The sequence below is a fragment of the Marinitenerispora sediminis genome, assembly GCF_003336425.1.
Classification (GTDB): domain Bacteria; phylum Actinomycetota; class Actinomycetes; order Streptosporangiales; family Streptosporangiaceae; genus Marinitenerispora; species Marinitenerispora sediminis.
Map to the genome: position 1 here is coordinate 21244 of NZ_QEIO01000025.1, position 12683 is coordinate 33926.

Genomic DNA, 12683 nt, shown 5'->3' on the forward strand with positions numbered 1-12683 from the left:
CGCGCGGGCCGGCGGCCGACCGCGGCCACCGCCCCGCGCGGACCGGCATCCGTCAGCCGAGCGCGCGGAGCTGTTCGGCGAACCACCGCTGCGGCGGCAGCGCGACGGCCCGCTCGGCCAGCCGCTCGCAGCGGGCGCGGCGCTCCTCGGCGGGCAGCAGGAGTGCCTCGTGCAGCGCCTCGGCGGTCTCGGTGACGTCGTAGGGGTTGACCATCAGCGCGTCGTCGCGCAGGTCGTCCGCGGCCCCGGCCTCGGTGGACAGCACGAGGGCGCATCCCTCCTGGGACAGCGTCGGCCCCTCCTTGGCCACCAGGTTCATGCCGTCGCGGATCGGGTTGACCAGCAGCACGTCGGCGAGCTGGTAGGAGGCCAGCGACCGCGGGTAGTCGTCATTGACCTCCAGGATCAGCGGGGTCCAGTCCGCCGTGCCGAACTCCTCGTTGATCTCCTTGGCGGTCCGCTGCACCGACTCGGTGTACTCGCGGTACTCCGGGACGTCGCCGCGGCTCGGGTAGGCGAAGGCCAGGTGGGTCACCCGGCCGCGCCACTCGGGGTGGCGCACCAGCAGCTCCCGGTAGGCCGCCAGCCCGCGCACGATGTTCTTGGAGAGTTCGGTGCGGTCGACGCGCAGGATCAGCTTCCGGTCGCCGACTAGTTCCCGCAGCGCCGCACGGCGCGCCGCGACGTCGTCCGCGGCGGCCCGGGCGCGCAGGCCCTCGCCGTCGGCACCGAGGGCGTGGACCCCGACGCGGACCAGCCGGCCGCCGAAGTCGACCGTGCGCGTCCCCCAGTTCACCTCGGCGCGCAGGAACGTCTCGCAGCAGCGCAGGAAGGCGTCGGCCCAGCGCTGGCTGAGGAACCCGACGTGGTCCGCGCCGAGCATGCCCTCCAGCAGTTCGCGCGCGATGCCGGCCGGCAGCATCCGGAAGTACTCCGGCGGCGCCCACGGCGTGTGGGAGAAGTGCGTGATGCGCAGGTCGGGACGCCGGCCGCGGATCATGCGGGGGAGGAGCGCGAGGTGGTAGTCCTGCACGGCGACCCGGGCGTTCTCGGCGGCCCCGGTGACCAGCGCCTCGGCGAACGCGGCGTTGTACTCGCGGTAGTCGTCCCACCGGCCGCGGAAGTCGGCGTCGAAGTGCGGCTTGTTCGGCGTGTCGTAGAGCATGTGGTGGACGAACCACAGCGTGGAGTTGGCCACCGACGTGTAGGCGTTGGCGAAGGTCCGGGGCGGGATGTCGAGCATGCGCACCAGCGCGCCGCCGAGGTCGAAGCCGGCCTTGTCGAGCCGGCCGCCGGGGGCGGAGGACGCCGCCTTGCGGTCGGCGTCGGACAGCGCCGCGCACACCCAGAGGGTGTCGGTCTCCGCGGCGACGGCGCTCAGGCCGGACACCAGCCCGCCGCCGCCGCGCCGGAAGCCGAGGGAGCCGTCGTCGTCGACGGAGAAGGACACCGGGCCCCTGTTGGAAGCGACGAGGATCTGAGCCTTGTCCACCTGATCGTCCACCTCTCCACCGGATAGCAGGAACCCCTACTTAACTACATGGCCCACCGGCCGATCACAGGCGGGTCACCGGGTGCGGACGCACTGTGTCACGCCGCCCGCATGCAGGGTTACTGACCTCCTGCGCGGCGCGCAAACTCCGGCAGCCGCCGGGCGGAGTTGCCGGGCGCAACCGCCCGGGCGCCCGGGCGCGGGGCGGGAGCGCGGGGGAGCGAGGACGGGCGCGCCGGCCGGCTCCGCCCCCGGCCGGCGCGGCCGTGCCCGGCGGGGGAAGGACAGCACGTCGGCGGGGCGCGATATCGCTCACCCCGGATGGCCGACCGGACACCGCGTCGGTTACAGTGGCGCACGGATCCTCCGGGATCCGCCCACAACTTCATATTGCTCATCCAGAGGGGTGGAGGGACCGGCCCGGCGAAGCCCCGGCAACCATCCCGGTGAACGTTTCGCGTCTGGTGCGAGGCGGCCGGGACAGGTGCCAACTCCGGCCTGGGGTCAGATCGGCTCCAGGAAAGATGAGGGGAGACGCCCCGCATGGCGGTAACCGCCACGGAAACCAGCACGCCCACGTCCCGCTCCTTCGGCCCCGCCGTCGCGCTCTCCTGTCGCGAGTGCGGTGAGCGCTACGAACTGGGCCCGCGCTTCGCCTGCGAGTTCTGCTTCGGCCCCCTTGAGGTCGCCTACGAGTTCGGCGCCGTCGACCGCGCAGCCATCGAGAGCGGCCCCAAGAACATCTGGCGCTACGCCGCCCTCCTGCCGGTCCCGGAGAACGTCAGCGACCTGCCGAACATGAACCCCGGCCTGACCCCCCTGGTCCGTGCCGACCGGCTGGCCGCCGAGCTGGGGATGCGGTCGCTGCACGTCAAGGACGACTCCGGCAACCCCACCCACTCCTTCAAGGACCGGGTGGTCGCCATGGCCGTCGAGGCGGCCCGCGTCTTCGGGTTCCGCACGCTCTCCTGCTCCTCCACCGGCAACCTGGCCGGCGCGGTCGGCGCGGCCGCCGCGCGCGCCGGGTTCGAGTCGTGCGTGTTCATCCCCGCCGGCCTGGAGGAGGCCAAGGTCCGCATGGCCGCCGTCTACGGCGGCAAGGTGGTGGCGATCGACGGCAACTACGACGACGTCAACCGGTTCTGCTCGGAGCTCATCGGCGACCCCGCCGGCGAGGGCTGGGGCTTCGTCAACGTCAACCTGCGCCCCTACTACGGCGAGGGCTCCAAGACCCTCGCCTTCGAGATCGCCGAGCAGCTCGGCTGGCGGCTGCCCGAGCAGATCGTCATCCCGATCGCGTCGGGTTCGCAGCTGACCAAGATCGACAAGGGCTTCCGGGAGCTGGTGCAGCTCGGGCTGGTCGAGGACCGCCCGTACCGGATCTTCGGCGCGCAGGCCACCGGCTGCTCGCCGGTCGCCCGCGCCTGGGAGCAGGGGCACGACGTCATCCAGCCGGTCAAGCCCGACACCATCGTCAAGTCGCTGGCGATCGGCAACCCGGCGGACGGCCCCTACGTCCTGGACATCTGCCGGCGGACCGGCGGCGCCGTGGCGCACGTCGACGACGCCGAGGTGGTCGAGGCCGTGGCGCTGCTGGCGCGCACGGAGGGCGTCTTCGCCGAGACGGCCGGCGGGGTCACCACCGGGGTGCTGCGCAAACTGCTCGCCGACGGCGTGCTCGACCCCGCGGCCGAGACCGTGGTGCTCAACACCGGCGACGGCCTCAAGACCCTCAACGTCGCGAGCGCCGGGGTCACCGCCACGATCCGCCCGTCGCTGGCCGCGTTCCACGACGCCGGGCTCGCCTGAGCCGCCGTCCTCCCACGCCCCGTTCCTCCCACCACCGCAAGGAGTTCCACAGCCATGAGCGTCAGCGTGCGCGTCCCGACCATCCTGCGCGGCTACACCTCGGACGCGGCGGAGGTCTCCGCCGAGGGCGGCACCCTGAGCGAGGTGCTCGCCGACCTCGAGGCCAACCACCCCGGCATCCGGGCCCGGATCCTCGACGACAGCGGCCGGATCCGCCGCTTCGTCAACGTCTACGTCGGCGACGAGGACGTCCGGTTCGCGCAGGGCCTGGAGACCGCCACCCCCAGCGGCAGCCAGGTCTCGATCATTCCGGCGGTGGCCGGCGGCTGCTGACCGCCGCGCCACCGCAGCGCCTCGGCCCGCGCCCGTCACCGGACGGACGCGGGCCGATGGTTTTCCCGTGGCTGACCTGCGGGTAACCCAGTGGCGAAATCCGGCCATGGCGTTTGCACTCGCCTGTGGAGAGTGCTAAAAAAGGGACCGTTAGCACTCCTCGATGGTGAGTGCTAATCAGGTTCGAGGCGATGAGGCCACGGCCTTCCGGCAGACGGGTTGCGCGGAGAGCCATGGTCGTCCGTCGCGGGCGTCGGCTCGTACCTTCGCGTATCAGCCCGGTCTCGGGAGGACAGAAGTCTATGGCAGCCAAACTGATCGCGTTCGACGAGGAAGCCCGGCGCGGCCTCGAACGCGGCATGAACCAGCTCGCGGACGCTGTCAAGGTGACGCTCGGCCCGAAGGGCCGCAACGTCGTCCTTGAGAAGAAGTGGGGCGCGCCCACCATCACCAACGACGGTGTCTCGATCGCCAAGGAGATCGAGCTCGAGGACCCGTGGGAGAAGATCGGGGCCGAGCTCGTCAAGGAGGTCGCGAAGAAGACCGACGACGTCGCGGGTGACGGCACGACGACCGCCACCGTCCTGGCCCAGGCGCTGGTGCGCGAGGGGCTGCGCAACGTCGCCGCCGGCGCCAACCCGGTCGGGCTGAAGAAGGGCATCGAGGCCGCGGTCGCCCGCATCAGCGAGGAGCTCGCGAACCTCTCCAAGGACATCGAGACCAAGGAGCAGATCGCCTCCACGGCGTCCATCTCCGCCGGCGACACCCAGATCGGCGAGATCATCGCCGAGGCCATGGACAAGGTCGGCAAGGAAGGCGTCATCACCGTCGAGGAGGGGCAGACCTTCGGGCTCGAGCTGGAGCTCGCCGAGGGTATGCGCTTCGACAAGGGCTACATCTCGCCCTACTTCGCCACCGACCTGGAGCGCATGGAGACGGTCCTCGAGGACCCCTACATCCTGATCGCCAACCAGAAGATCTCCAACAACAACGAGTTCCTGCCCGTTGTCGAGAAGGTCCTGCAGGCCGGCCGTCCGCTCGTCGTGATCGCCGAGGACGTCGAGGGCGGCGCCCTGCAGACCCTCGTGGTCAACAAGATCCGCGGCACCTTCAAGTCCGTCGCCGTCAAGGCCCCGGGCTTCGGCGACCGCCGCAAGGCCCAGCTCGGCGACATCGCCGTGCTGACCGGCGGCCAGGTCATCACCGAGGAGGTCGGCCTCAAGCTGGAGAGCACCGAGCTGGACCTGCTCGGCCGCGCCCGCAAGGTGGTCGTCACCAAGGACGAGACCACCATCGTGGACGGCGCCGGTGACGCCACCGCGATCGCCGGCCGGGTCAACGAGATCCGTGCCGAGATCGAGCGCACCGACTCCGACTACGACCGCGAGAAGCTGCAGGAGCGCCTGGCCCGCCTGGCCGGCGGTGTGGCGGTCATCAAGGCCGGCGCCGCGACCGAGGTCGAGCTCAAGGAGCGCAAGCACCGCATCGAGGACGCGGTCCGCAACGCCAAGGCCGCCGTCGAGGAGGGCATCCTGCCCGGTGGTGGTGTGGCGCTGCTCCAGGCCAGCGTTCCGGCCTTCGAGAAGCTGGAGCTGGAGGGCGACGAGGCCATCGGTGCCGACATCGTCCGCCGCGCCGTCGAGGAGCCGCTGAAGCAGATCGCGATCAACGCCGGCCTCGAGGGCGGCGTCGTCGCGGAGAAGGTGAAGAACCTGGAGGCGGGCGTCGGCCTGAACGCCGCCACGGGCGAGTACACCGACCTGTTCAAGGACGGCGTCATCGACCCGACCAAGGTCACCCGCTCCGCGCTGCAGAACGCGGCCTCCATCGCCGGCCTCTTCCTGACGACCGAGGCCGTCATCGCCGAGAAGCCGGAGAAGGCCGCGCCGGCCGCTCCGGGTGGCGACATGGGCGGCATGGACTTCTAACCGGTCCGTCGCGGTACACCGCTCTGAGGGCGGCCCCTGCGGGGGCCGCCCTTTCCGCTTCCGGGCGCCCGGCCGGCCCGCGCCGGAGCGCCCCGGCCCGCCGCCGGGGTCAGCCGAGCAGGCCGCGCTCGCGCAGCGCCTCCAGGACCCGGCGGCCGGCGGGGGCGCACCGCGCGGCGTCGCGCTCGTCCACCCAGGCCAGCTCCCGGATCTCCCGGCTCGGCACCGGCTCGCCCTCATGCTCGGCGGTGTAGCAGAGCAGGCGGACGCGGGTGCCCGCGGGGTAGCCGTGCGCGTCCTCGTCGACCACCGCGAACGGCCGGGCCGTCTCCGCGCGCAGCCGGACCGACAGCTCCTCCCGCACCTCGCGGACCAGCGCCTCGACGTCGCTCTCGCCCGGCTCCCGCTTGCCGCCGGGCAGGTAGAGCGCGTCCTTGCCCGCCGAGCGCACATTGAGGAGCCGCCCGTCGCGGACGTGCACCCAGGCGACGGCGTCGATGACCCCCGGTGCCGCCGGGGGAGGGGCGGAGGGCTCGGGGGAGCGGTGTGCCGGCATGCGTCCACTGTAGGCCGCGCGCGGCCCGCTTCCGCGCCCGACCGGCGCCGCGGGCCGGTGCACCGCGCCGACGCGCGGACGGGCGGGAACCGCGGTCGGCGTGGCGGCCGCCGCGCCTCGCCCTGGACGCCGTCCCGCGCGCGGCGCGGGTGCCGCCGGCCGGCTACCCGTGCCCGTTGTGGGCGTCCGGGGCCGCGGCGCCGAGCGATGCCGCGTCCTCCGCCCCGAACCGCTCCTCCAGCAGCTCGGGGGCGGCGTCCACGTCGATCCGCTCCAGCGGGACCCCGCGCGCCGTCTCGATCGCGCCCAGCCGCCGCAGGGCCCGGTCGCTCGCGTAGCGCGGCAGCGCGCCGTGCGGCAGCTGGTAGCCGCCGTCCCCGGGTCCGTCCTCGGTGCGCTCCACGGTGGCGAGGACGTGCGGCAGCAGCTCGTGCAGCCGCTCCTCGACCACCGCCCAGTTGCCGTCGTCGGCGGCCACGTGCCGGCGGCAGGTGAACGTCCCCCACGCCATGTGCCGCCGCTCGTCGTCGCCGATACGCCGGATGATCTCCCGCATGCCCGGGAAGACGCCGCGTACCGTGCACAGGTGGTTCCACGCGTAGTACCCGGTGAGGGCCAGGGAGCCCTCGATCACATGGTGGTAGGTCACCGAGGCGCGCACCTGGTTGCGGAGGCTCGGGTCGTCGTCGAGCGCCCGCAACGCGGCGGGCAGCTCCTCGTAGAACAGCACGCGGTAACCCGGGTTGGACCGCACGTGCTCGTGCAGGTCGGTGGTGACACCGACGGCGTCCAGCCACATCCGGAACGCCTGGACGTGCCTGGCCTCCTCGAACGCGAACTGGGTGAGGTACATCTCGTCGCCGATGCGCCCCTCGGCGCCCATGGCGCGCAGGAACGGCTGGATGTCCTGGGTGACGGCCTCCTCCCCGGCCGCGAACTGGGCGCACAGCCGCGCCACCTGGTCCCGCGCCGCCTCCGGCAGGGCCCGCCAGTCCTCGGCGTCGCGGCTCATGTCGATGTCGGCGGGGTTCCAGAAGCGGGCGTTGCCCTTCGCGAACAGCCGGAGCGGAAGCGACTCCCAGTCGAGTCCGCCGGCCCGCAGCGAGTGGAAGCTCGCGCGTGCCGCGGCGGTCTCGGAACCGGACGGGGACGGAACAGCCATGGGGCGCACCTTCCGTGTGGTCTCGCCCCCATGATTGACGGGAAAGCCCCCCGCGTAAACGGCGCGGGGCCCGCCGAACCGCGCGGCGGCGTGCCGCCGCGGGCCGATCGGCGCGGGTCGCGCCCGGCCCGGCGCGCGTTATGCGCGCGGCGGCGCCGGAACCGGTACCGTCGTGAGGTGTCATCCACGCGAGGCAGGCCGGGGCGCCGGCGACCTCCGTCCGCGGTCCCCGCCGTGCCGCTGGCGCTCGGTGCGGTGTCGGCGGTCTCGTACTCGTGGTTCGTGTTCGGAGATTCGGGAGACAACGTGTTCTGTGGCGACCAGCTCGCCTCGGGCTACCCGGCGTGCGTCGACCAGATGGCGCTGTTCGCCATCGCGTCGCTGATCCCCGCCATGCTCGCGTTCATCCTCATGGTGGCCGCGTTCGTCACGCCCGGTCTGCGGGAGCGCCCGACACTGCGGGCGCAGACGCTCGGCTACTCGCTGGCGGCGTGGGCGATCGCCGGATTCACCTTCGTCCTCGGCGGACTGCCCTCGGTCTGAGGCGCCGCCCGGCGTCGGCGACCCTACAGCTCGTCACCGGCCAGGACGTCGCCGGCGTCGACGATCCGGTACCCGTACCCCTGCTCGGCGAGGAAGCGCTGCCGGTGTGCCGCGTACTCCTGGTCCAGCGTGTCGCGGGCCACGACGGCGTAGAACCGGGCCGAGCGGCCGTCGGACTTAGGGCGCAGCACCCGGCCTAGCCGCTGCGCCTCCTCCTGGCGGGAGCCGAACGAGCCCGAGACCTGCACCGCGACACCCGCCTCGGGCAGGTCGATCGAGAAGTTCGCGACCTTCGAGACCACCAGGGTGCGCAGCTCCCCGGAGCGGAACGCGTCGAACAGCCGCTCCCGCTCCTTCACGCGGGTCTCGCCCTTGAGTACCGGCGCGTCCAACGCGGCGCCGAGCTCGTCCAACTGGTCGATGTAGGAGCCGATCACCAGGATCTGCTCGCCGTCGTGCCGCCGGACCAGTTCGCGCACCACGGCCGTCTTGGCGGGGGTCGAGGAGCAGAAGCGGTACCGGTCCTCCGGCTCGGCGGTGGCGTAGGCCAGGCGCTCGGCGTCGGTGAGGGTCACCCGGACCTCCACGCAGTCGGCCGGCGCGATCCAGCCCTGGTTCTCCATCTCCTTCCAGGGCGCGTCGTAGCGCTTCGGGCCGATGAGCGAGAACACGTCGCCCTCGCGGCCGTCCTCACGCACCAGGGTCGCGGTGAGCCCGAGGCGCCGCCGGGCCTGGAGATCGGCCGTCATGCGGAAGATCGGCGCCGGCAGCAGGTGCACCTCGTCGTAGATGATGAGGCCCCAGTCGCGGGCGTCGAACAGCTCCAGGTGCGCGTAGGCGCCCTTCCGGCGGGCGGCCATGACCTGGTAGGTGGCGATGGTCACCGGCCGGATCTCCTTGCGCGTGCCGGAGTACTCGCCGATCTCGTCCTCGGTGAGCGAGGTGCGGCGCAGCAGCTCCGACCGCCACTGGTGGACGGAGACGGTGTTGGTGACCAGGATCAGCGTGGTCGCCCGGGTCCGCGCCATGGCCGCCGCGCCGACGATCGTCTTGCCCGCGCCGCAGGGGAGCACCACCACACCCGAGCCGCCGGCGTGGAAGCCGTCCGCGGCCTCCCGCTGGTAGTCGCGCAGCTTCCAGTCGGACTCGACGAGGTCGATCGGATGCGCCTCGCCGTCCACGTACCCGGCCAGGTCCTCGGCCGGCCAGCCCAGCTTCAGCAGGGCCTGCTTGAGGTTCCCGCGTTCGCTCGGGTGCACCGCCACGGTGTCGGGCTCGACCCGCTCGCCGAGCATCGGCCGGACCTTCCGCGAGCGGACCACCTCCTCCAGGACCGCCTGGTCGAGCGCCTGGAGCACCAGCCCGTGCGCGGGGTGCGAGAGCAGCCGCAGCCGGCCGAACCGGCCCATGGTCTCGGCGACGTCCACCAGCAGCGCGTGCGGGACGGGGTAGCGCGAGTAGGCCAGCAGCGCGTCCACGACCTGCTCGGCGTCGTGCCCGGCGGCCCGGGCGTTCCAGAGCGCCAGCGGGGTGACCCGGTAGGTGTGCACGTGCTCCGGCGCGCGCTCCAGCTCGGCGAACGGCGCGATGGCGCGCCGGCAGTCGTCGGCCAGCTCGTGGTCGACCTCCAGCAGCAGCGTCTTGTCGGACTGCACGATCAGGCAGGACATCCGGGCCTCCTCCGAGTTTCCCGCGCGCCTGCGGTGGACGGCGGCCCGCGCGCGGGGCCGACCGCGGCGCGCACGCCCGGAGGAGCTGCTCCGGGACCACCGGGAACGGGTCACAGGCGCGCCGGGCCCGGTATCTAGAACTACCCCAGCGGGACGCGGGAGGCCAATTCGCGGCCGTGCCGTCCTCAGCTCGCCGCGCCGCGCCGCTCCCGGAGACGGCCTGCCCACAGCACACCGGCGCCGGCCAGCAGGGTCGCGAGGCCCAGCCCCGCCGCGGCCAGCAGCGTCGCCGCGTCCGGCTGGAGGAGCGCCTGGCCGCGCAGCGCCTGCCAGGTGACGAGCCCGACCAGACCCAGGTGGGCCAGCGCCGCCACCACGACCAGGCCGGTGCGGGTGCCCTCGGCGCGCAGCGGGCGCCACCGCGGCGCGAGCGCGGCCAGTGCCACGGCCACGAGGGGCAGCGACTGCATCGCGTGCAGCCCGGCGAAGTGCCCGATCCGCAGGTCGCCGCCGGAGGCGTTCCAGCCGGTCAGCGGCATGTGGTCGCCAGTCGGCCCCACGTCGTGCGAGCCGACCAGCGCCGGCTCGGCGCCGCGCTCCATGGCCGCGAGCTGGTCCGGGGTGGGATCGGTCATCAGGGCGGTGACGGCCATGCCGACGACCGCCAGCGCGATGCCGCAGCGCAGCGCCCACGCCATGGGCCGGTCCACCAGCCGCTGGAGGAGCAGGAACACGCCGACGAGCAGCGTGAGCAGCACCAGCGCGATGGCGGCGCCGGCCATGAAGTCCAGCACGCGGGCGTCCAGGGGCGTGCCGACGTTGAAGTGGCTGGCCCGGCCGCGTGCCGCCTGGAACACGATCGCGACCGTCTCCACGACGAGGGCGGCGGTCAGCCCGGTGCCGAGCCACCACACCGTGCGCCGCCATCTGGGCAGCATGCGGTACATCCAGGCCAGCGTCAGCGCGTACACGCCGAACGACAGGGTGAACTTCAGCGGCTTCAGCCAGGTGGGCTCGCCCAGCACCGTGCGGTCGTCGAGCAGCAGCCCCGCGCAGCACACCAGCGCCAGCACGCCGGCGAGGGCGGCGTAGGCCAGCAGGGGCAGGTGCCGGCCGCGCGGCGCGGCGGGACGGCTCTCGACGCGCGGGTCGCGCGACCGGGACAGCAGGGAAGTCACGGGCATCTCTCCGTTCACGGGGGGCACGGAGAGTCTTGCGGGGGTAGGGCCGCAGGTCAGGGGCGCCAAGGAGCGGACCCGCGCACGGGTGCCGCCCCGTCGCGTGCTGGTGCGTGCACCACCTCCGGTGCGAGCGGACCCGGCCGCGATGCCGCGGGCCACCCGCCCGCGGCCCGGACGGAGCGGTGCCGCGTCCGGAAGGCGGAGGCGGCACAGCGGACACGGGCGCGCCGCGCTGGTGCGGAGCTTGCCGGCGTCCCCGGCGCCGGAGGGCACCGAACGCGGATGCGCTGGTCAACGGTCCACGGGGGCGGCGTCCGCACGAACCTGCTCCCGGGCCGCCCGCCGTTCCCGAATGAGTGATCCGCCGTCCGCGGAAGTGCGCTCAACGGCCGCGGGCGGCCGGGCGGCACGGACGAGCCGCTCGCGGCCGCCCGAGGCCGGACCACCCACGTGCGGGGACGCCGCGGCGCCCGGTCAGCAGGCGGAACGCGTCCGCGGCGCCGCGCAGCCGGAGCGGCGCGGACCGGGCCCCGTCAGCGCGCGGCGGAGCGCGGAGCGGGGGCGGTCACGAGTCCGTGGTGATGCCCCACACGATGAACCCGCCGATCGCCAGCACGAGCAGCCCGATGTGGATGATGTTGGAGATCCACGCCCAGCGGGCCAGCTGCTCGGTGCGCTCCGGCTCGCGGTCGCCCATCGCCATCGCGGCGAAGACGATGCCCAGGATGTTCGTGGTGCAGCAGGCGATCGTCGTCAGGATCGCCACGATCAGGGCCGCGACGGCGCTGCCCCGGGCCGGCGGCGGCCCGTACTGGGGCGGGCCGGGCGGCGGCCCGTAGGCGGGCGGGCCGGGCTGCTGCCACTCGTAGCCGTAGCCAGGGTGGCCGCCCGGCTGCCCGGATCGGGAATCCCAGTAGTCGGGCGGGCCGGGCCAGTGGTTGCTCATGGGTCTCCTGTCCGGGGCGGTCGCCGCCTCCGGAGGGCACGCGCGGGTGCGGGAGGCGGGTCTGTCCACGTGGTGGGGGATGCCGGATGGCGGTGCGGTGTCGGGGTGCGCGTCGCGGAGCGGGCCGCGGGGTCAGTAGTTCGTCACGGGGGCGATGGAGTCGACCCACGAACCGGCCTGCGTGAGCAGCACGCCGAACAGGATCGCCATGACGGCGAACATCACCCCCGCGGCGCCCAGGCAGTACCAGGAGTAGCGGGTGAAGGTCTCCGCCTGCTCGTAGTCGCCGCGGTCGCGCCGGTGCGCGGCGCGGACCGCGAACGAGATCCCGATGACGCCGAAGAGCCAGTTCGCGCAGCACAGGAAGGTAAGGGCGTGCAGGATGAGGGCCATCGTGGAGCTGCTGGCGCCCCCGGACCCGCGCGCCGGGCCGGCGTCCCGCCCGCGCTCCGGGTCCTCTCCGCGGCCGGGCGCGGACGAACGGCGTCCCCGCCCCCGGCCGGGCTGGTCATCCCGGGGGGCGGACGCTCCAGGCGGTAGCGACGGGTTGCTCATGGGCGTTCGCTGCCCCTCTCCGCGAGATCCGTTGACCGACTGGAACCATCTCACCAGATGCGCGGAACTGCCTAGGCGTTCCGGCCCGGGAGGCCGGTGCCGCGGTGCGGCCGGTGTCCGGCCGCCGGTCAGGTGCGGGCTGGTGGGGCTGCGCCCGTCCGACCAGCGGGGAAGCGCCGCCTGGCGCCGCGGTCGTGGGGTACGGGCGGATGGCGGGCTGGCACCCGCAGCGGGGTGCGGTGCCGGGCCGTGCTGGTGCGGGCGTGCGTTGCCGGTGCGGCTCCCCGCCGCCGGTCGCGTCGCGCCGTGCCGGGCGGACCAGGCGGGTGCTCGCCACGGGAGGCCGCCAGAAGGGCGGGCGGTTTCGCCCCGCGGGTTCTCGGTGCCGACCGGGTGCGCATGACCGTCCGGTGCGGTGTGCGGGCGGGGAGGCGGAGGACGGGGCCCTCCATCGGCCACGACCCGTCCCAACCGGGCGGGCGCGGCTCGGGACAGCCGAGCCGGGTGC

Annotated in this window: 11 protein-coding genes and 1 riboswitch; of the genes, 4 read left to right on the forward strand and 7 right to left on the reverse strand. The window is 73.7% G+C overall.

Annotation, left to right across the window (positions count from 1 at the left end; translation table 11 throughout):
* Positions 1-52: 52 nt before the first annotated feature.
* On the reverse strand, positions 53-1492 hold the full coding sequence (locus DEF28_RS07190) for an alpha,alpha-trehalose-phosphate synthase (UDP-forming) (protein ID WP_114396948.1): 1440 nt from the start codon (positions 1490-1492) through the stop codon (positions 53-55).
* A gap of 391 nt (positions 1493-1883) precedes the next feature.
* Positions 1884-2023: riboswitch (SAM riboswitch) on the forward strand.
* A gap of 12 nt (positions 2024-2035) precedes the next feature.
* Here DEF28_RS07190 and thrC point away from each other — a divergent pair.
* The 3 genes from thrC (at position 2036) to groL (ending at position 5562) form a co-directional block, all read left to right on the forward strand.
* A complete protein-coding gene (thrC, locus tag DEF28_RS07195; RefSeq protein WP_114396923.1) occupies positions 2036-3301 on the forward strand; it encodes a threonine synthase in 1266 nt (421 codons plus the stop codon).
* A gap of 54 nt (positions 3302-3355) precedes the next feature.
* On the forward strand, positions 3356-3634 hold the full coding sequence (locus DEF28_RS07200) for a MoaD/ThiS family protein (protein WP_114396924.1): 279 nt from the start codon (positions 3356-3358) through the stop codon (positions 3632-3634).
* A gap of 302 nt (positions 3635-3936) precedes the next feature.
* Positions 3937-5562 (forward strand): chaperonin GroEL, encoded by a 1626-nt coding sequence (gene groL, locus DEF28_RS07205; RefSeq protein WP_114396925.1) that lies wholly within the window; start codon positions 3937-3939, stop codon positions 5560-5562.
* A 109-nt stretch (positions 5563-5671) separates the two neighbouring features.
* Here groL and DEF28_RS07210 read toward each other — a convergent pair whose 3' ends face one another.
* On the reverse strand, positions 5672-6118 hold the full coding sequence (locus DEF28_RS07210) for an NUDIX hydrolase (RefSeq protein WP_114396926.1): 447 nt from the start codon (positions 6116-6118) through the stop codon (positions 5672-5674).
* 163 nt (positions 6119-6281) lie between these two features.
* Positions 6282-7280: a R2-like ligand-binding oxidase gene (locus tag DEF28_RS07215; RefSeq protein WP_114396927.1), complete on the reverse strand. Its 999-nt coding sequence runs from the start codon at positions 7278-7280 to the stop codon at positions 6282-6284.
* Between the two features lie 177 nt (positions 7281-7457).
* Between DEF28_RS07215 and DEF28_RS29115 the strand changes: the two genes are divergently transcribed.
* On the forward strand, positions 7458-7823 hold the full coding sequence (locus DEF28_RS29115) for a hypothetical protein (RefSeq protein ID WP_374058080.1): 366 nt from the start codon (positions 7458-7460) through the stop codon (positions 7821-7823).
* A gap of 23 nt (positions 7824-7846) precedes the next feature.
* Here DEF28_RS29115 and DEF28_RS07225 read toward each other — a convergent pair whose 3' ends face one another.
* The 4 genes from DEF28_RS07225 to DEF28_RS07240 all read right to left on the reverse strand — a co-directional run bounded on the left by DEF28_RS07225 (position 7847) and on the right by DEF28_RS07240 (position 12175).
* Positions 7847-9493 (reverse strand): DNA repair helicase XPB, encoded by a 1647-nt coding sequence (locus tag DEF28_RS07225; protein WP_114396928.1) that lies wholly within the window; start codon positions 9491-9493, stop codon positions 7847-7849.
* A 185-nt stretch (positions 9494-9678) separates the two neighbouring features.
* Positions 9679-10671, reverse strand: a complete 993-nt coding sequence (locus tag DEF28_RS07230) for a hypothetical protein (RefSeq protein WP_147281054.1) — start codon at positions 10669-10671, stop codon at positions 9679-9681.
* A 568-nt stretch (positions 10672-11239) separates the two neighbouring features.
* On the reverse strand, positions 11240-11620 hold the full coding sequence (locus tag DEF28_RS28350; protein ID WP_114396930.1) for a CD225/dispanin family protein: 381 nt from the start codon (positions 11618-11620) through the stop codon (positions 11240-11242).
* Positions 11621-11752: 132 nt separating this feature from the next.
* On the reverse strand, positions 11753-12175 hold the full coding sequence (locus DEF28_RS07240) for a CD225/dispanin family protein (RefSeq protein WP_114396931.1): 423 nt from the start codon (positions 12173-12175) through the stop codon (positions 11753-11755).
* Positions 12176-12683: the final 508 nt, after the last annotated feature.

Coding starts and splice junctions, on each gene's coding strand:
- thrC (WP_114396923.1), top strand. CDS start 2,036: ATGGCGGTAACCGCCACGGAAACCAGCACGCCCACGTCCCGCTCCTTC.
- DEF28_RS07225 (WP_114396928.1), bottom strand. CDS start 9,493: ATGTCCTGCCTGATCGTGCAGTCCGACAAGACGCTGCTGCTGGAGGTC.
- DEF28_RS07210 (WP_114396926.1), bottom strand. CDS start 6,118: ATGCCGGCACACCGCTCCCCCGAGCCCTCCGCCCCTCCCCCGGCGGCA.
- groL (WP_114396925.1), top strand. CDS start 3,937: ATGGCAGCCAAACTGATCGCGTTCGACGAGGAAGCCCGGCGCGGCCTC.
- DEF28_RS07215 (WP_114396927.1), bottom strand. CDS start 7,280: ATGGCTGTTCCGTCCCCGTCCGGTTCCGAGACCGCCGCGGCACGCGCG.
- DEF28_RS07240 (WP_114396931.1), bottom strand. CDS start 12,175: ATGAGCAACCCGTCGCTACCGCCTGGAGCGTCCGCCCCCCGGGATGAC.
- DEF28_RS07200 (WP_114396924.1), top strand. CDS start 3,356: ATGAGCGTCAGCGTGCGCGTCCCGACCATCCTGCGCGGCTACACCTCG.
- DEF28_RS28350 (WP_114396930.1), bottom strand. CDS start 11,620: ATGAGCAACCACTGGCCCGGCCCGCCCGACTACTGGGATTCCCGATCC.